Here is an 18,356-nt window from a genome sequence, read left to right as displayed (position 1 = left end):
ACCCCTCCGCCACCACCACGTGGCTCGAGCACGTCACCGACGCCCAGTTCACCGGCAAGTCATGAGAGGAGCCCGGGGCTCTCCCCACCGTTCCGCTACGAGACACGGCGCGACAAGGAGAGAACATCGATGAACACCTTCAGTGGCGACACGCTCGCGAGGATCGCCGGGAGCGACGACCTCCACGTGTCACCGTTCCGGAACGACGGTACGACCTTTGGCACGCCCACGTGGATCTGGTCCGTCGTCGTTGATGACGCCCTCTACGTCCGGGCCTACAACGGGACAGCATCGCGCTGGTACCAGGCAGCCATGCAGCAGGGCGCCGGGCGCATCCGCGCAGCAGGAGCTGAGTACAACGTGACGTTCCATGCAGCCGCAGGCGAGGCTGACACCGAGATCGATGCCGCCTACCTCGTCAAGTACTCAGGTAGCCCCTACCTGCCTTCCATGGTCACAGCCAAGACGATCGCTGCGACCGTCGAAGTCAGGCCTCTCTCGGAGAGCTGACGAGTCCTCGAGCGCGTCCCACGGAACAAGGAGACCCTCGCGACCGAGACGTCCCCGAATCGACCCGCAGCCGCCTGCGACCCCCCTCGCGTTCCGACATCGGTCTCGTCGCCGGCGGACGGCACGGACGATCAGATCGGCGCCGAGCCCGGTAGAGCACCCGTGCTTCGAGACGACGACCACGGGGTCGGCGGTGCGGACGACGTCGTCCTTGGTTGTGCACCCCCGCTTCGCGCTTCAAGGAGGAGGCGGTGACATTCAGCTCGACCTACCTAGGCCTACACATTCCGCGGTCCACGAAAAGGGCTACACGCCAGGCGGGCATGTTCTGATCAGCGGGTCGGCATGAAGGGTCCCCCATATTCGCGGAGGTGGCTGATGCGTCCTCCACGGAGGGTGATGACGGAGACGTAGCGGCGACGGAGACGGCCGTCGCGGTCCGCGCGTCGGAGGACCGCCTCGTATTCGCACACCATCACGGCGGGGTCCTCCGTCGCACGCACGGCGTCGAAGATCACCTCGTCGAACCAGAGGAAGCTCTCAAGGCTGGCGGCCATGGCTTCGATCGCTGGCCGTCCCACGATCGGCGACGCGTCACCGGCTCCGTCAAAGGGCACGTCGATGACCGCATCCTGGTGGAACAAATCCGGGAAGGACGTGATGTCCTGGTCGATGCGGCCTTCGAGGGCGGCGACGAACGCCTCGACAGCAGGAGCGAAGTGTGGGGTCTGCACGGCGTTCAACCCAGCCGGACATTGGCGATGCCGCCGTCGATGTCGAGGACCGTGCCGTGGGCGTAAGACGCCTCGTCGGAGACGAGGAACCTGACGGCGAACGCGATGTCGACCGGGCGCACGGGCGTCCCGGCGACTGTGCCTCGGGTCATCTCGGCGAGGGCGTCGGCCGCGGCGGCGTTGCCCGGGGTGGCGGTGGCACCCGGCGCGACGGTGTTGACGTTCACGCCGCGGGGACCGAACTCGGCCGACCAGGTGCGGGTCATCTGTTCTAGGGCAGCCTTGGAGGCGGTGTAAGCCGCACCGGCAGGGATGCCCACCCGTGACATCCACGATCCGATGTTCACGATCGCCCCAGTGCCTCGTTCGGCCATGGCGGGTGCGAGTTCCGAGACGAGCACGTGCGGCGCCCGGATGTTCGTCGACAGCACCGCGTCGAGGTCGTCGTCCGCGAGCATCGCAGTCGGCAGCACCGGGTAGACGCCCGCGTTGTTGACCACGATGTCGACCCGCCCACCGAGCGCCGCAGTCGCCGCGGAAGTGAAGCTGCGGAGCTCGGCGTAGCTCCCAGAGAGGTCTGCGGGGACGGCGTGGGCGACACCCCCGGCGGCGACGATGGTGTCGACGACTGCCTGGGTGCGATCGACGTCGCGACCGCTGACGACGACCCTTGCGCCAGACGCGGCGAGGACGCGTGCGATGGCCTCACCGATGCCGCTCGAGGACCCGGTCACGATCGCGGTGCGACCGGCGAGTCGAGTGTCAGAGGGAAGGGACTGGAGAACGTCAAGATTGGACTGCATGGTCCATTCTTAGCAGTAGTGGACCCGTTGGTCCAGTCGGGTATCTTCGTGACATGGATGAGACGAAGCTCACCGAGCGTGGACGTCAGACTCGGCAGCGCATCATCGAGGCGACGGGAGAGCAGATCCTGGCCTCGGGGATCGGCGGGACGACGCTGGACACGGTGCGAGCTGCCACCCTGACGAGCAAGAGCCAGCTGTTCCACTACTTCCCCGGCGGGAAGACGGAGCTCGTCCGAGAGGTCGCCGCATGGGAGGGGCGGCAGTTGCTCGCAGCCCAGGAGCCTGAGATCCACGACCTCGGCTCATGGGGATCGTGGGAGCGATGGCGATCGGGGCTGGTGGACTACTACATCGGCCGCGGCCGCTGGGCCTGCCCCATCGGATCACTCGCGACCCAGGCGGCAGCCGTCGATGCTGAGCTTGACCGAACCGTAGCCGAGGGGATGCGAGCGTGGCGCAGCGCTCTCGCTGACGGTGTCGTGAAGATGCGAGCGACGGGGCTCGTCGCAGGGGTCGCAGATCCTGAGCGAATTGCGGTGTCCATCCTGGCGGCGATCCAGGGCGGACTCGTCCTCAGCCAGCCGGAACGATCAACATGGCCACTGGAAGCCGCCCTCGATTCAGCCCTCGCAACACTGCACGATGCAGCCACTACGTCTGATGACGCGGAATGAGGAGCGGCCTTCGCGCCGCCTGCATGACCGTAACTCGAGGCATGACGACAGGCCGAAGAGGCCGGGAGAACTGCCCGAGCAACACCCCCAGCTACTCGTCGCATCCTTTCCGTCACGACCCGTTGCCTCTTCGCCTGCCGAACCTCGGAAGTCGCGCATCGGCTCTACCGACATCACACCAGCACTCAGACCGAGCCAGGCATCCGACCGAGTGCCGCCCGGTCATCGAACGGCGCCTGATCGGGCAATTCCAAGGTGGGCCCTGCCGGGCTCGAACCGACGACATCCACGGTGTAAACGTGGCGCTCTACCAACTGAGCTAAAGGCCCCTGCACCGCGGGTGCGCGGCGGGACGATGGTACCGCGGCCGAGGCCGGGCCCCGTCGCGTCAGGCGGGGACGGGAACCAGCGCGTCGAGTGCCGTGCGGTAGTCGTCGATCGAGCGGGCCTGGCCGGGCTCGGTGACGAAGTGCTCGCGGATCACGCCGTCGACGTCGATGAGGAAGGTGGCGCGCGTCGCGAAGCCCTTGTGGTCGAGGAACACGCCGTACTCCTTCGAGACCTCGCCGTGCGGCCAGAAGTCGGCGAGCATCGTGAAGTCGTAGCCCTCGTCCTCGGCGAACGCCCGCAGCGTCGCCTTCGAGTCGACGGAGATGCCGATCAGCTCGACGCGGTGGTCCTGGAACATCGACAGGTTGTCGCGCAGCGTGCACAGCTCAGCGGTGCAGGTGCTCGAGAAGGCGAGCGGGAAGAAGACCAGCGCCACGGGCTTGACGCCCCGGAAGTCCGAGAGCCGGACGTGCTCGCCGAACTGGTTCGGCAGGTCGAAGTCAGGTGCCTGGATGTCGTTCTCCAGAGCCATTGCGCGTTCCTCCCTCGTCGGCTCGGTCGGCCGGCGATGACACGATCGTCGATACTACGCCGGAGGCGCGTGGCCGCAAGGCCGTTCGCCCGCGGCGTGCCGACGGCCGGCTCCCGACGCCTCCCAGCGGCTGCCGAGCCTCCGTCGGCGGAGGCAACTAGACTCGACCAGTCAGACGCCGACGACTGCCGTTACCCGGCCGTGTCAGCCCTGGCGTCTGCCTGCCCGAGACGGGTGGCAGCTGATGTCAACCACGAGTGATAGAGGTCAAGGGTGACGGTAAACGACCAGGATCCGTACACGGTCGACAAGGCCGATCGCGATCCGGAAGAGACCGCTGAGTGGCGGGAGTCGCTCGACTCCCTCGTCGCGACGCAGGGCCACGAGCGCGCGCGCGAGATCATGAAGAGCCTGCTGACGCGGTCGAGCGAGCTGCACCTCGGCGTCCCGATGGTCCCGAAGACGGACTACGTCAACACCATCGCCCCGGAGGACGAGCCCGAGTTCCCCGGCGATGAAGACCTCGAGCGCCGGTACCGCCGCTGGATCCGCTGGAACGCCGCCGTCACCGTGCACCGTGCCCAGCGCCCCGGCATCTCCGTCGGCGGCCACATCTCCACCTACGCCTCCTCCGCCGCGCTGTACGAGGTCGGCTACAACCACTTCTTCCGCGGTCAGGACGCCCCCGGCGGCGGCGACCAGGTCTTCTTCCAGGGCCACGCCTCCCCCGGCATGTACGCCCGCGCCTACCTCGAGGGCCGCCTCGGCACCGAGCAGCTCGACGGCTTCCGTCAAGAGAAGTCGCACCACACCGGCGGCCTCAGCTCCTACCCGCACCCCCGCCTCATGCCGTCGTTCTGGCAGTTCCCGACCGTGTCGATGGGCCTCGGCCCGATCAACGCGATCTACCAGGCCCAGGTCGCCAAGTACCTCACGAACCGCGGCGTCAAGGACGCCTCGGACCAGCAGGTCTGGGCCTTCCTCGGCGACGGCGAAATGGACGAGGTCGAGAGCCGCGGCCAGCTCCAGGTCGCGGCGAACGAGGGTCTCGACAACCTCAACTTCGTCATCAACTGCAACCTGCAGCGCCTCGACGGCCCCGTGCGCGGCAACGGCAAGATCATCCAGGAGCTCGAGAGCTTCTTCCGGGGTGCCGGCTGGAACGTCATCAAGGTCGTCTGGGGCCGCGAGTGGGACGACCTGCTCGCCCGCGACACCGAGGGCGCCCTGCTCAACCTCATGAACACGACGCCCGACGGCGACTTCCAGACGTACAAGGCCGAGAGCGGCGCCTACGTCCGGGAGAACTTCTTCGGCCGCGACCCCCGCGCACTGGAGCTCATCAAGGACTACACCGACGACCAGGTCTGGAACCTCAAGCGCGGCGGCCACGACTACCGCAAGGTCTACGCGGCGTTCAAGGCTGCCTCCGAGCACAAGGGCCAGCCGACCGTCATCCTGGCGAAGACGGTCAAGGGCTACGGCCTCGGCCCGTCGTTCGAGGGGCGCAACGCGACCCACCAGATGAAGAAGCTGACGCTCGACAACCTCAAGCAGTTCCGTGACGAGATGCGCATCCCGGTCTCCGACGCGCAGCTCGACGAGAACCCCTACCAGCCGCCGTACTACCACCCCGGCGACGGCGACGAGGCGATCCAGTACCTCCACGAGCGCCGTCGCGCGCTCGGCGGCTACGTGCCCGAGCGCCGCTCGAAGTACACCCAGGTCGCCGTGCCCGAGCAGAAGTCGTACGACGTCGTCAAGAAGGGCTCCGGCAAGCAGGAGGTCGCGACGACGATGGCCTTCGCGCGCCTCCTGAAGGACCTTCTGCGCTCGCCCGACTTCGGCCACCGCATCGTCCCGATCATCCCGGACGAAGCGCGCACCTTCGGCATGGACGCCTACTTCCCGACGTCCAAGATCTACAACCCGAACGGCCAGCACTACACGTCGGTCGACCGTGAGCTCCTCCTCGCCTACAAGGAGAGCCCCCAGGGCCAGCTGCTGCACGTCGGCATCAACGAGGCCGGCGCGTTCGCCGCCTTCACGGCCGTCGGCACCTCGTACTCGACCCAGGGCGAGCCGCTCATCCCGGTGTACGTCTTCTACTCGATGTTCGGGTTCCAGCGCACCGGCGACGCGATGTGGGCCGCCGGCGACCAGATGGCACGTGGCTTCATCATCGGCGCCACCGCGGGCCGCACGACGCTGACCGGCGAGGGCCTGCAGCACGCGGACGGCCACTCGCTCCTTCTCGCCTCGACGAACCCGGCCGTCGTCTCGTACGACCCCTCGTTCGGCTACGAGCTCGGCCACATCGTCAAGGCGGGCATGGACCGCATGTACGGCACGACGGAGGACGGCTCGCCGGCCCACTCCGACCCGAACGTCATGTACTACATCACCGTCTACAACGAGCCGATGGCCCAGCCCGCCGAGCCCGACGACCTCGACGTCGACGGGCTGCTGCACGGCATCTACAAGCTCAAGGGCGCTGACAACCTGGGCCCGCGCGCCCAGCTGCTCGCGTCCGGCGTGGGCGTGCCGTGGGCCCTGGAGGCGCAGCAGCTGCTGGCCGACGACTGGAACGTCGCGGCCGACGTCTGGAGCGTCACCTCCTGGAACGAGCTGCGCCGCGAAGGCCTCGCCGCCGAGGAGCACAACTTCCTCAACCCCGGCGCCGAGCAGCGCACCCCCTACGTCACGGAGAAGCTCCGGGGCAGCGAGGGCCCGTTCATCGCGACCAGCGACTTCATGGCCGCCGTGCCCGACCAGATCCGCGAGTTCGTGCCCGGGGACTACCTGACGCTCGGTGCCGACGGCTTCGGCTTCTCCGACACGCGCGCCGCGGCCCGTCGGTTCTTCAAGATCGACGGCCCGTCGATGGTCGTCCGCACGCTGCAGGCCCTGGCCCGCCGCGGCGAGGTCGACCCGAGCGTCGTCCAGCAGGCGATCGACCGCTACCGGCTGCACGACGTGACGGCCGGCACCAGCGGCAGCGCCGGCGGGGAGAGCTGACCGCGACGTGAGCGCTGAGCGGGTGTCGCACTCGCCCATGGAACCGTCCGCCGCCACGAAGGAGCGCACGCTCGCGTGGCTGCGGACGGTCTCGGGCGAGCTGTCGACGGCGACGATCAAACGCCTGGAGGAGACTCTGCCCTGGTACGGCGACATGCCGCCCGGGCGGCGCTCCGCCGTGGGGCTCGTCGCCCAGGCCGGCATCACGTCGTTCATCAGCTGGTTCGACAACCCCCAGTCGACGCCCTGGATCGCCGCCGACGTCTTCGGGGCAGCTCCGCGCGAGCTGCTCCGGAGCGTCAGCCTGCAGCAGACCCTGCAGCTGATCCGCGTGACGGTCGAGGTGGTGGAGGAGCGGGTCAAGGACGGCGACGACTCCCTCCGCGAGGCGATCCTGCTCTACTCACGCGAGATCGCGTTCGCCTCGGCGGACGTCTACGCGCGGGCCGCGGAGGCACGCGGCCTCTGGGACGCCCGGCTCGAGGCCCTCGTCGTCGACTCGATCCTCAGCGGCGAGTACGACGACGAGCTGCCGAGCCGGATCGCGGCGCTCGGCTGGCACGGGCACGGCGAGGTCTCCGTCCTCGTCGGCACGGCCCCGCGGATGCTCGACGTCGACATGCTCCGGCGCACGGCCCGGCACCTCGAGGCCGACGTGCTCATCGGCGTGCAGGGCAGCAGGCTCGTCCTCGTCATCGGCCGCGCCGAGCAGGTCGTCACCGACGCGGACGGCGAGACGGCCGCCCCCGACCGCCGGACGTCGTTCACGGAGATCGCCTCGGCCCTCGAGCCCGGCTTCGGCGACGGGCACCTCGTCCTCGGCCACGAGGTGCCCAGCCTCGTCGACGCGTCCAAGAGCGCCAAGGCGGCCCTCGCCGGCTTCGCGGTCGCGCGGTCGTGGCGAGCCGCGCCCCGACCCGTCCTGGCCGACGACCTCCTGCCCGAGCGGGCCCTCGCCGGCGACCCCGTCGCCCGGTCGACCCTCGTCAACCGCGTCTACAAGCCGCTCAAGAACCACTCCACCGAGCTCCTGACCACCCTCTGGTGCTACCTCGACAACGGGCGCTCGCTCGAGGCGACGGCCCGTGAGCTCTTCGTGCACCCGAACACCGTGCGCTACCGCCTCAAGCGCGTCTCCGACGTCATCGGCTGGGACGCCACCGGCGCCCGGGAGGCCCTCATCCTCCAGAGCGCGCTCATCCTCGGCTCCATCGCCGACCACGACGCCCCGGTCACGCGTCGCCGCTGACGCGTGCCGGAGGCGGCGCCTCGTGGAGATCGACAAGGCTCGTCGTGATCTTTGGTCGAGTTGCTACACCACGGCCCACGGTGTCGAGGGCATGATGGAGCAGTGATCGTTGTCGTAGCGCCCGGGCAGGGCTCCCAGTCCCCCGGCTTCCTCGCCCCCTGGCTCGCCGACCCGGAGAGCCGCGGCCTCCTCGAGACGCTGAGCACCGCCTCCGGCCTCGACCTGGTCGCGCACGGCACGACCTCCGACGCCGACACCATCCGCGACACCGCGGTGGCGCAGCCGCTCATCGTCGCCGCCGGCCTGCTGACAGCGCACGCTCTCTTCGCCCGCGTCGACCGCGGCCGGGTCGGCGGCGTCGCCGGCCACTCCGTGGGCGAGTTCACGGCCGCAGCGGTCAGTGGCGTCCTCACCGACGAGGAGGCGGTCCGCCTCGTCGCTGAGCGCGGGCGCGCCATGGCCGCCGCCGCGGCCCAGGTCGAGACCGGCATGAGCGCCGTGCTCGGCGGCGACGCCGACGAGCTCACCGCCCGCCTCGCCGAGCTGGGCCTGTCACCCGCCAACTACAACGGCGGCGGACAGATCGTCGTCGCCGGCGAGCTCGCCGGCCTCGCGGCCCTCGCCGAGCAGCCCCCCGCCAAGGCCCGGGTCGTCCCGCTGCAGGTGGCCGGGGCGTTCCACACGCGCTTCATGGAGCCGGCCGTCGGGGCCCTCCGCACCGCCGCCTCCTCGGTGACGCCCGCCGACCCGACGCTCCGCCTCTGGACCAACCACGACGGCACCGTCGTCACCTCGGGCCCGCGCTTCGTCGAGCTGCTGGTGGGCCAGGTGGCCTCGCCCGTCCGCTGGGACGCCACGATGGAGTCGTTCGCGGCGGAGGGCGTGACCGGCATCGTCGAGCTCGCCCCGGCCGGCGCCCTCACCGGGCTCGCCAAGCGTGCCCTCCGCGGCGTCCCCAGCGTCGCCGTCAAGACCCCCGACGACCTCCAGGCCGCCGTCGACCTCCTCGAGGGAGCAGCATGACCACCCCCCAGATGAACCAGACCACCGGTGCGGCGTACACGCGCATCCTCTCGCTCGGCGCCGCCCGCGGCGAGAACGTCGTGCCCAACGCCGACATCATCGAGCCGATCAACTCCTCCGACGAGTGGATCCAGCAGCGCACCGGCGTGATCACCCGGGTCCGCGCCTCGAAGGACGTCCACGTCGTCGACCTCGCCGAGACAGCGGCCCGCCAGGCGATCGAGCGCGCCGGCATCCGCCCCGACCAGATCGGGGTCGTGCTCGTCTCGACCGTCAGCGGCGGCGTGGCGACGCCCTCCGTCGCCACCCTGCTCGCCGAGCGCATCGGCGCGAACCCCGCCGCGGCGTACGACATCAGCGCCGCCTGCGCCGGCTACGCCTACGGCATCGCCCAGGCCGACTCGTTCGTGCGCAGCGGCCTCGCCGAGCACGTGCTCGTCGTCGGCGCCGAGAAGCTCAGTGACATCATCGACCCGACCGACCGCACGATCTCGTTCCTCCTCGCCGACGGCGCGGGCGCGGCCATCGTCGGCCCGAGCGACACGGTCGGCATCTCACCGACCGTCTGGGGCTCCGACGGCAGCAAGTGGGATGCGATCGGCATGACGTCGACCATGCAGGAGTACCGCGAGGGCGCCGGTGAGGTCGCCTGGCCGACGCTCCGCCAGGAGGGCCCCACGGTGTTCCGCTGGGCCGTCTGGGAGATGGTCAAGGTCGCGAAGCTCGCCCTCGAGCGGGCCGGCGTCACGAGCGACCAGCTCGCCGCCTTCGTGCCGCACCAGGCCAACATGCGCATCATCGACGAGTTCGCGAAGCAGCTCGGGCTGCCCGACACCGTCGTGATCGGCCGCGACATCGCCACCACCGGCAACACCTCGGCCGCCAGCATCCCGCTCGCGACGCACCGCCTGCTCGAGGAGAACCCCGAGCTCAGCGGCGGCCTGTCGCTGCAGATCGGCTTCGGCGCGGGCCTCGTGTTCGGCGCCCAGGTCGTCGTCCTGCCGTAGCGCGCCGCGCCTCCCCCTCGCCCCCGCCTGTATAGGCTCTACCTCGGTCACCACGACACCCCCTCAAGGAGAACAACACCATGGCACTGTCCACCGAAGAAGTCCTCGCCGGCCTGGCCGAGCTCGTCAACGACGAGACGGGCATCGCGACCGACACCGTCGAGATGGACAAGTCGTTCACCGACGACCTGGACATCGACTCCATCTCGATGATGACGATCGTCGTCAACGCAGAAGAGAAGTTCGACGTGAAGATCCCCGACGAAGAGGTCAAGAACCTCAAGACCGTCGGCGACGCCGTCACCTTCATCACCAAGGCGCAGGACTAACGACGTCGCGGCCCGGCCCGGCCCGCAGGGGCCGGCCGGGCGCACCCGTTCCGCCGCTCTCCGTCGCGCCCCTGCACGGCCGGGCGACAGCGCCACTCCAGGGAGAACCGTCATGACCAAGAAGATCGTCGTCACCGGCATCGGTGCGACCTCGCCCCTCGGCGGCACCGCCGTCGACAGCTGGGCCAACCTCCTCGCCGGCCAGTCCGGCATCACGACCCTCGAGCAGGACTGGGTCGCCAAGTACGAGCTGCCCGTCACCATCGCCGGCCAGGCGCGGACGCCCTCGGCCGACGTGCTCGACCGCCGCGAGACGAAGCGGCTCGACCCCTCCAGCCAGTTCGCCCTCACGGCGGCGCGCGAGGCCTGGGCCGACGCGGGCTCCCCCGAGGTCGTCCCCGAGCGCTTCGGCGTCGACTGGGCCACCGGCATCGGCGGCGTCTGGACCCTCCTCGACGCCTGGGACACCCTCCGCGAGAAGGGCCCCCGCCGGGTCCTGCCCATGACCGTCCCGATGCTCATGCCCAACGGCCCCGCCGCGGCCATCTCCATGGGCCTCGGCGCCCGTGCCGGCGCCCGCACCGTCGTGTCGGCCTGCGCTTCCAGCACCGAGTCCATCGCCAACGCGTACTCGCACCTCCAGCAGGGCCTCGCCGACATCATCATCGCCGGCGGCTCCGAGGCGGCGATCCACCCCATGCCGCTCGCGTCGTTCGCGGCCATGCAGGCCCTCTCGAAGCGCAACGACGACCCGGCGACGGCCTCGCGCCCGTACGACGTCACCCGCGACGGCTTCGTCCTGGGCGAGGGAGGTGCCGCGCTCGTCCTCGAGACCGAGGAGCACGCGCTCGCCCGCGGCGCGAAGATCTACGCCGAGCTGATCGGCGGCGACGTGACCAGCGACTCGTACCACATCACGGCTCCCGACCCCGAGGGCTCCGGCGCGGCGCGTGCCGTCGTCGCCACGCTCGAGGCCGCCGGCGTCGAGCGCGAGCAGGTCGTGCACGTCAACGCCCACGCCACGAGCACGCCGGTGGGCGACATCGCCGAGTACCGCGCCATCAAGCGCGTCTTCGGCGACCACACCTCGAAGCTCGTCGTGTCGGCCACGAAGGCCGCGACCGGTCACCTGCTCGGCGGGGCCGGCGCGATCGAGGCGGTCTTCACCGTCAAGGCGCTGCAGGAGAAGATCGCTCCCCCGACGATCAACGTCACGCAGATGGACGACGAGATCGACCTCGACGTCGTGCTCGGCGAGCCGCGTCGCCTCCCCGACGGCCAGATCGTCGCGATCAGCAACTCGTTCGGCTTCGGCGGCCACAACGCGGTCATCGCGTTCCGCTCGGTCTGACCGGCGCGACGCGCCCCGACGCGTCGTAGCGAGCACGACGAAGGCCGGCACCCGCGAGGGTGCCGGCCTTCGTCACGTGACCCGGGAGGCGCGGGTCGGCTGAGCGGTCAGCCCACCTTGTGCAGCCACACGACGGGGTTGCCCTCGCCGCTGTGGCGGAACGGCTCGAGCTCGTCGTCCCACGCCTGCCCGAGCGCGAGCCGGAGCTCGCGGTGCAGCTCGAGGGCGTTGGAGCCCGCGATGTCCATGGCGTACCGGATGCGGTCCTCGGGGACGACCGTGTTGCCCGCGGTGTCGGTCTGGGCGAAGAACACGCCGAGGTCGGGCGAGTGCATCCACCGCCCGCCGTCGTTCTCGGCGCCCGGGTCCTCCGTCACCTCGTAGCGGAGGTGCTCCCAGCCCCGGAGGGCAGAGGCGATGCGGGCACCCGCGCCCTCGTCTCCCTGCCAGGAGAATTCGGTGCGCTGGGAGCCCTTCAGCACGGGCTGGTCGACCCACGCGAAGTTGACGGCGTGCCCGAGGGCACGACCGACGGCCCACTCCACGTGTGGGCACAGTGCACGAGGGGATGAATGCACGTAGAGCACTCCCCGAGCCATTGCAGCAGCCACGATTCCTCCATTCGGTCAGGTGCGACTTCCCCATCGACCTCTCGAACGGTGCAGCGCGGCTGCGATCGTTGCTCTCGTGCGTGTTCAGTTGTGCGCGGGCTAGCCCGCTGGGGAGATCATCGCAGATGCCGCCCGTGCATCACAACCGTGTAACAGCTGTGCGCCCTGGCGCGTCGGCGTGGGCGGACGAGGCGCACCCGGCGGGCCGGCCCGTCACTTGGCCTGCGAGTAGTCGTCGACGACGGCCACCGTCAGCGGGAAGCGCACCGGGGCCGACCCGAAGAGGAGGCGCCCGGCCTCCGCCGCGGCCTCGGTGACGATCTCGGCGACCTCCGCCGCCGCCTCCCGCGGAGCCTGCAGCACGACCTCGTCGTGGAGGAAGAAGACGAGGTGGGGAGCGCCGTCGCCGAGGTGGCCCCAGCGGTCGTGCACCCGGGAGCGCAGCGCGCCCATCCAGCACAGGGCCCACTCCGCAGCCGTGCCCTGGACGACGAAGTTGCGCGTGAAGCGGCCCCACGAGCGCGCGTCGCGGTCGACCGCGGCGCGGGGCATCTCGGGCGGCAGCTCGTCGGCGGCGTCGGCCGGCGAGGGCGAGGTGCGGCCGAGGAGCGTGCTGACCACGCCGCCCGCCTCGCCCGTCCGCGCCGCGTCCTCGACGAACTGCATCGCCTGGGGGAACCTCCGTGCCAGCCGGGGCACGAGGCGCCCGCTCTCGCCCTGGGTCGCACCGTACATGGCGCCGAGCATCGCGACCTTCGCCTCGGCGCGGCTCGCGACGGCGCCGCTCGCGACGATGCCCTCGTAGAGGTCGCCCTCCCCCGCGGCGGCCATCGCCCGGTCGCCGCTGAGGCCGGTGAGGATGCGCGGCTCGAGCTGCGAGGCGTCGGCCACGACGAGCGACCAGCCCGGGTCGGCCACGACGGCGGCGCGGACCGCCCTCGGCAGCTGCAGCGCGCCTCCCCCGCTCGTCGCCCAGCGACCGGTCACGACGCCGCCCGGCACGTAGTCGGGGCGGAACCGGCCGTCGCGCACCCACGCGTCGAGCCAGGCCCAGCCGTTCGCGACGAGCAGCCGCTGCTTCTTCTTGTACCGCAGCAGGGGCTCGACGACGGGGTGGTCGTGCCGCTCGAGCTCCCACTTGCTCGTCGACGCGGCCATGACGCCGGCGCCGTGCAGCGCCCGGACGAGCTCGGCGGGAGAGTCGGGGTTGAGGTCGGGCGCCCCGAGGGCCTCGCGCACCTCGGCGAGGTCGGCGCGCATCCGGCTCGGCCGCTCGCCCGGCGCGGGCCGCGGCCCGAGGATCTCGGTCAGCAGCCGGTCGTGCACGACGGGCGACCAGGGCACGCCGCGGTGGCGCATCTCGACCGCGATCAGGGCCCCCGTCGACTCGGCGGCCGTCAGCAGCTCGAGCCTGCCCCGCCCCTCGGCGGCCTCGATCGCCGCGCGCTGGCGGGCGAACTCGGCCGCGGGGTCGGGGAGGGACTCGGGCAGGACGTCGAAGAGCCCGTCGCGCGGGGACTCGCTCGCCTGGGGCACGTCCCACGGCCCCCGAGGGGCCCCGTGCAGCTCGGAGCCGACGGTGGCGGCCGAGGCCCGCAGCAGGGCGTGGCACAGGCGCAGGTCGACGCAGCGGGCGACCCGGACGCCGGCCTCGAGGAGGCACGGGTACCACCGCGGGGTGTCGTCCCAGACCCAGCGGGGCCGCGACGCGACGTCGGGGTCGGCCTCGCGCCTCCTGACCACCTCGGCGAGCTCGCCGTCGGCGACCGTGCGGGAGGGGCCGGGGGCGAGCGCGGCGCCCGGGGCCTCGCGGCTCCACGGGGTCAGCTCCACGTCGCCGTCGTCGAGACGGCGGACGAGGATGAACACCCGTCGATCTTGCCACCTGACGGGGGCCCGCCCGGCCGCACCCCGCGCTACTCGTGCAGCGGGGCCCCGGCCGTGTCGAGCACGGTCTTCTCGCCCGCCTCGACCGCGACCGTGAGCCGGTTCTGCGGCGGCGGCACCGGGCAGTTGAAGGCGTAGCTGAAGGCGCAGGGCGGCAGCACCGCCCGGTTGAAGTCGAGCACGATCGTGCCGTCGTCGGACGGCGTCGGGAAGAGGAAGCGGCCGACGGAGTAGGTGCTGTCGCCGGTCGTGCCGTCGGAGAAGACGAGCTGGAGGCGGTCGCCCTGACCGGCCGGGAACGCGACCAGCTCGTGCTCGACGCCGCCCAGGGTGACGCGGATGACGCCGGGCAGCGGCTTCGGCCGGCTCAGCTCGAGGTCGGCCTGGTGGCGGATGTCGACCTGGGCCCCCTCCTCGCTGCGGACGAACTCGGCGGTGACGACCCAGGCCGGGTCGTGGGGGAAGGCGTCGATCTCGCCGAAGCGGCCGATGTCGGGCGACGCGGCGTCCCAGACGCGGAGCGCCCAGCTCGTGCGGTCGTCGTTCGCTACCACGGTGCCGGTGACCGTGTCGGAGAACCGCACGCTGCTCGGGGTGATCGCGTCGTCCCCCGAGACCAGCACCGATCCGTCGACGAGGTCGCCGTCGACCACGATCCCGTCGGAGGCGGCGGCCGTCACCCGCAGGCCGGAGACGCCCGCGGGGGTCGGCTCCCACGTGCCCGGCACGCCCCAGATCGGCTGGGGCGAGTCGACCCACTGCGTGTTCACGAGGGCGAGCGGGCCGCGGGCGCCGACGACGTGGGCGTGGCGGAGGGCGCGGAAGCGCTCGAGCTCGACGGCCGCCGACGCGGAGTCGGGCGTGTGGGGCGCGGTGTCGGGCGTGCGGGGCACAGCGTCGGGCGTGCGGGGCGCGGCGTCGGGGGTGCGGGGCGTGGTGTCGGCCATGGGTCCTCCTGGGTCTGTCGGGGTGAACCTCGCGGGGCGTCCGATCATGCCCCACGGCGCGGCGCGGAGGGCCGTGCCGCGGCGCGGCGGGCTACGGCGTCGTGTCGCCGCCGAGGCGGCGCAGCTGCTCGGCGAACGGCACGACGTCGGCGAACGGGTCGTCGCGCTCGGTGTCGTGGCGGGCGACGAGGGCGGCGAACTCACCGGCGGCGCGGCTGACGCGCTCGGGCAGGCCGGTCGTCGTCTCGTCTCCCCCGCCCCAGTCCTCCGAGGCGGCGAAGACGGCCGTCGGCGACACGACCGCCCGCAGGTACGAGAACAGCGGCCGGAGCGCGTGGTCGAGCACGAGCGAGTGGCGCGCCGTGCCCGCGGTCGCCCCGAGCAGCACCGGGGTCCCGCTCAGGGCGTCCTTGTCGAGCACGTCGAAGAACGACTTGAAGAGGCCGCTGTACGACGCGGTGAACACGGGAGTGACGGCGATCAGGCCGTCTGCCCGCGCGACCTGCTCCAGGGCCGCGGCCAGCGCCTCCGGAGCGAACCCCGTGAGCAGGGCGTCGGTGATCTCGTGCGCCAGGTCGCGCAGCTCGACGACCTCGACGCGCGCGGGCGTCCCGCCGGCGAGCAGCTCGCGGGCGGTCGCCTCGGCGAGGCGGTCGGCGAGCAGCCGCGTGGAGGAGGGCTGGCTGAGCCCGGCGCTGACGACGACGACGGTCTTGGTGCTCACGGGGTGGTGCTCCTGTCTGTGGTGCTGGTGCTGGTGCGTGCTGGTGCTGGTGCTGGTGCTGATGCTGGTGCTTGTGCGTGCCGGGGCTCCGGCCGGCGCTCAGCGCGCGGTGGCGACGGGGTCGGCCTCGCGGAGCGCCTGCGCGTCGAGCGCGGCGGCGTCGGCCGCGGCCACCCGCGAGGCGTGGGTCGGCGCGTCGGGCACGCCGGGGGCCCGCCGGGCGTCGAACTCGGCGCGCAGCACCGGGACGACCTCCTCGCCGAGGATGTCGAGCTGCTCGAGCACGGTCTTCAGCGGCAGCCCGGCGTGGTCCATCAGGAACAGCTGACGCTGGTAGTCGCCGACGTACTCGCGGAAGCCGAGGGTGCGGTCGATGACCTCCTGCGGGCTGCCGACCGTGAGGGGCGTCTGGCGGGTGAAGTCCTCGAGGCTGGGCCCGTGGCCGTAGACGGGGGCCTGGTCGAAGTAGGGGCGGAACGCGGCCTTGGCGTCCTGCGAGTTCTTCCCCAGGAAGACCTGGCCGCCGAGGCCGACGATCGCCTGGTCGGCGCGGCCGTGGCCGTGGTGCTCGAACCGCGTGCGGTACAGCTCGACCATCTGCTTCGTGTGCGAGGCGGGCCAGAAGATGTGGTTGGCGAAGAAGCCGTCGCCGTAGTACGCGGCCTGCTCGGCGATCTCGGGGCTGCGGATCGAGCCGTGCCACACGAACGGCGCCACGCCGTCGAGGGGCCGGGGAGTCGCGGTGAAGCCCTGCAGGGGCGTGCGGAAGTGCCCCTTCCAGTCGACCACGTCCTCCGTCCAGAGTCGGCGCAGCAGCGCGTAGTTCTCGATCGCGAGGTTGATGCCCTGGCGGATGTCCTTGCCGAACCAGGGGTAGACCGGCCCGGTGTTGCCGCGGCCGAGGGTCAGGTCGACGCGGCCGTTCGTGAGGTGCTGGAGGGTCGCGAAGTCCTCCGCGATCTTGACCGGGTCGTTCGTCGTGATGAGCGTGGTCGAGGTGCTGAGCGTGATCGTCTCGGTCTGCGCGGCGATCCAGGCGAGGAGGGTCGTCGGGCTGGAGTTGACGAAGGGCGGGTTGTGGTGCTCGCCGGCGGCGTAGACGTCGAGGCCGACCTCCTCCGCCTTCTTGGCGATGGTGACCATCGCCTCGAGGCGCTCGTGCTCGGTCGGGGTCCGCCCCGTGGTCGGGTCGGTCGTGATGTCGCCGACGCTGAAGATCCCTAGCTGCATGGTGTCCACCTTAGCTCAACTGCATGCGTTTGCATGTAGTTGTCCGAACGCGCGTTTCCCCCTCGGCATTCCCGCCCCGAGGGTCCTCGCTCTCTCTCTCTCTCTCTCTCTCTCTCTCGACCGCGTCGACGGCTCCCGCCCCGCGCCCGGCGCCCTCCCCCTGTAGGCAACTCCCGCTCCCCGCTCCCACCCCTCGTGTCGGCCACTCCTGCTCCTTGCTCGCACCCTCCTGTCGGCAACTCCTGCTCCCCGCTCCCACCCCTCGTGTCGGCAACTCCTGCTCCCTGCCTCCGACACCGCGACTCCCCCGCTCCGCGCACCACGAGTCAGGAGTTGCCGACCGAGCACGAGGGGCCCCAGAGCGCCCACGGACGAGCCCCCGCGCCAGCCGTGTCCGGCCACCTCGTCATCGCCGGGCACGCCCTCCACGGCCCGCCCTGTCGGCAACTCCTGCTCCCTGCGTCCGACACCGCGACTCCCCCCGCTCCGCGCACCACAGCGCAGGAGTTGCCGACCGAGCGCGGCGATCCCGAGACCAGCGAGGAGTCGCGATAGACGGAGGCGTGCCCGTCGCGCACCCGACGCACCGGGGCCCACTCGATCGGCTCAGGTGTGTCGGCAACTCCTGCTCGGGCACGCCCGTCCCGGCCGACGGGGCCGCTCCGGGGCACGGAGCAGGAGTTGCCGACAGGCCGGAGGGCGGCAGACGAGACGGGAGGCGGGCGCTCGGACGAGGAGTGTCGCAGACGAGGGGGGTCGCGGTCGAGGAGGGTCGCGGACGAGGGGTCCGGTCGGGGGCCCGAAGGTCGTGGAGGGAAGGACGCCGCCCACCGGAGCGGACGGGGCGCCCGAGCAGAACGAGGAGAAGGAGGAGCGGGTCAGGCCAGCGGGGGCGCGAGGCGGAGGAAGCGCTCGGCGACCTGGGCACGCTCGACGGGGCCGTCGCCGTCACGGTCGATCTGCGGCGAGTCGAACTCGACCCACCAGGCGCGGGCGGACCCGCCGATGGCGGAGACCCCCTGCCAGGCCGAGCCGCCGGCCCGGAGCACGACGCCGGTCGGGCCGTAGGGGAAGGGCGACGCGGCGTCCTCGTCGGAGTCGAGCACGTACACCTGCGCCCCGATGCCCATGCGGGCCGGGCCGGCCGCGGGGCCGTCGTCGTCGGACTGCAGATCGCGCGGTCGCCTCGTGAACATGCGCACATCGTGCCACAGGCACCTCAGCGCGAGGCGCGAGGCGCGAGACGCGATCCGCGATCCGCGATCCGCGAGCCACGACCTAGCGCGCGACGACGCCCCCGCACGCGACACCAGTAGGGCGGACGGGACTTGAACCCGTGACCGATCGATTATGAGTCGACTGCTCTAACCGGCTGAGCTACCGCCCCCCGCCGA

General features: G+C 71.5%; 17 protein-coding genes and 2 tRNA genes. 8 read left to right on the top strand and 11 right to left on the bottom strand.

The window, feature by feature from the left end:
• Positions 1-129 precede the first annotated feature (129 nt).
• The gene (locus tag IFT45_RS07025) at positions 130-510 is read left to right on the top strand and encodes a DUF2255 family protein (RefSeq protein WP_056054342.1); all 381 of its coding nucleotides are present in this window, start codon (positions 130-132) and stop codon (positions 508-510) included.
• A gap of 332 nt (positions 511-842) precedes the next feature.
• On the opposite strand, the gene IFT45_RS07020 is transcribed toward IFT45_RS07025, so the two are convergent.
• Together IFT45_RS07020 and IFT45_RS07015 are read right to left on the bottom strand one after the other, a co-directional pair.
• A complete protein-coding gene (locus IFT45_RS07020; RefSeq protein ID WP_056054338.1) occupies positions 843-1,244 on the bottom strand; it encodes a nuclear transport factor 2 family protein in 402 nt (133 codons plus the stop codon).
• A gap of 5 nt (positions 1,245-1,249) precedes the next feature.
• The gene (locus IFT45_RS07015; RefSeq protein ID WP_056054333.1) at positions 1,250-2,047 is read right to left on the bottom strand and encodes an SDR family NAD(P)-dependent oxidoreductase; all 798 of its coding nucleotides are present in this window, start codon (positions 2,045-2,047) and stop codon (positions 1,250-1,252) included.
• Positions 2,048-2,100: 53 nt separating this feature from the next.
• Between IFT45_RS07015 and IFT45_RS07010 the strand changes: the two genes are divergently transcribed.
• Complete coding sequence (locus tag IFT45_RS07010; RefSeq protein ID WP_192127351.1) at positions 2,101-2,724, top strand: TetR/AcrR family transcriptional regulator; 624 nt, start codon at positions 2,101-2,103, stop codon at positions 2,722-2,724.
• A 256-nt stretch (positions 2,725-2,980) separates the two neighbouring features.
• Here the strand turns inward: IFT45_RS07010 and IFT45_RS07005 are convergent.
• Positions 2,981-3,053, bottom strand: a tRNA-Val gene (locus tag IFT45_RS07005).
• Between the two features lie 59 nt (positions 3,054-3,112).
• Positions 3,113-3,586, bottom strand: coding sequence for a peroxiredoxin (locus IFT45_RS07000; RefSeq protein ID WP_056054326.1), 474 nt, complete (start codon positions 3,584-3,586; stop codon positions 3,113-3,115).
• A gap of 273 nt (positions 3,587-3,859) precedes the next feature.
• Between IFT45_RS07000 and aceE the strand changes: the two genes are divergently transcribed.
• The 6 genes from aceE to fabF all read left to right on the top strand — a co-directional run bounded on the left by aceE (position 3,860) and on the right by fabF (position 11,563).
• A complete protein-coding gene (aceE, locus tag IFT45_RS06995; RefSeq protein WP_192127349.1) occupies positions 3,860-6,604 on the top strand; it encodes a pyruvate dehydrogenase (acetyl-transferring), homodimeric type in 2,745 nt (914 codons plus the stop codon).
• Between the two features lie 37 nt (positions 6,605-6,641).
• The gene (locus IFT45_RS06990; protein WP_056054320.1) at positions 6,642-7,853 is read left to right on the top strand and encodes a CdaR family transcriptional regulator; all 1,212 of its coding nucleotides are present in this window, start codon (positions 6,642-6,644) and stop codon (positions 7,851-7,853) included.
• A gap of 102 nt (positions 7,854-7,955) precedes the next feature.
• On the top strand, positions 7,956-8,876 hold the full coding sequence (locus IFT45_RS06985) for an acyltransferase domain-containing protein (protein WP_192127347.1): 921 nt from the start codon (positions 7,956-7,958) through the stop codon (positions 8,874-8,876).
• Positions 8,873-9,883 (top strand): beta-ketoacyl-ACP synthase III, encoded by a 1,011-nt coding sequence (locus IFT45_RS06980; RefSeq protein ID WP_056054315.1) that lies wholly within the window; start codon positions 8,873-8,875, stop codon positions 9,881-9,883. Before IFT45_RS06985 ends, IFT45_RS06980 begins: the two co-directional genes overlap by 4 nt.
• Positions 9,884-9,963: 80 nt before the next feature.
• On the top strand, positions 9,964-10,212 hold the full coding sequence (locus IFT45_RS06975) for an acyl carrier protein (RefSeq protein ID WP_056054313.1): 249 nt from the start codon (positions 9,964-9,966) through the stop codon (positions 10,210-10,212).
• A gap of 112 nt (positions 10,213-10,324) precedes the next feature.
• Positions 10,325-11,563: a beta-ketoacyl-ACP synthase II gene (gene fabF, locus IFT45_RS06970; protein WP_056054310.1), complete on the top strand. Its 1,239-nt coding sequence runs from the start codon at positions 10,325-10,327 to the stop codon at positions 11,561-11,563.
• Between the two features lie 107 nt (positions 11,564-11,670).
• Here fabF and IFT45_RS06965 read toward each other — a convergent pair whose 3' ends face one another.
• The 7 genes from IFT45_RS06965 to IFT45_RS06935 form a co-directional block, all read right to left on the bottom strand.
• Positions 11,671-12,162 (bottom strand): DUF3145 domain-containing protein, encoded by a 492-nt coding sequence (locus tag IFT45_RS06965; protein WP_056054307.1) that lies wholly within the window; start codon positions 12,160-12,162, stop codon positions 11,671-11,673.
• A 225-nt stretch (positions 12,163-12,387) separates the two neighbouring features.
• Positions 12,388-14,043, bottom strand: coding sequence for a bifunctional 3'-5' exonuclease/DNA polymerase (locus IFT45_RS06960; protein WP_371810895.1), 1,656 nt, complete (start codon positions 14,041-14,043; stop codon positions 12,388-12,390).
• A gap of 47 nt (positions 14,044-14,090) precedes the next feature.
• Positions 14,091-15,008 carry a DUF1684 domain-containing protein gene (locus IFT45_RS06955; protein ID WP_192127345.1) on the bottom strand — a complete coding sequence of 306 codons (918 nt, stop codon included), beginning with the start codon at positions 15,006-15,008 and terminating at the stop codon, positions 14,091-14,093.
• A 91-nt stretch (positions 15,009-15,099) separates the two neighbouring features.
• Positions 15,100-15,732: an FMN reductase gene (locus IFT45_RS06950; protein ID WP_056054301.1), complete on the bottom strand. Its 633-nt coding sequence runs from the start codon at positions 15,730-15,732 to the stop codon at positions 15,100-15,102.
• Positions 15,733-15,831: 99 nt separating this feature from the next.
• Positions 15,832-16,962 (bottom strand): LLM class flavin-dependent oxidoreductase, encoded by a 1,131-nt coding sequence (locus tag IFT45_RS06945; RefSeq protein ID WP_056055849.1) that lies wholly within the window; start codon positions 16,960-16,962, stop codon positions 15,832-15,834.
• Positions 16,963-17,840: 878 nt separating this feature from the next.
• A complete protein-coding gene (locus IFT45_RS06940) occupies positions 17,841-18,158 on the bottom strand; it encodes a hypothetical protein (protein ID WP_192127343.1) in 318 nt (105 codons plus the stop codon).
• A 117-nt stretch (positions 18,159-18,275) separates the two neighbouring features.
• Positions 18,276-18,349: transfer RNA gene (locus IFT45_RS06935), tRNA-Ile, on the bottom strand.
• Positions 18,350-18,356 lie beyond the last annotated feature (7 nt).

It is taken from the genome of Frigoribacterium sp. CFBP 13707 (assembly GCF_014842245.1).
Classification (GTDB): domain Bacteria; phylum Actinomycetota; class Actinomycetes; order Actinomycetales; family Microbacteriaceae; genus Frigoribacterium; species Frigoribacterium endophyticum.
The sequence above is the reverse complement of the archived record's forward strand: the minus strand, read 5'-3'. Positions and strand labels throughout refer to the sequence as shown.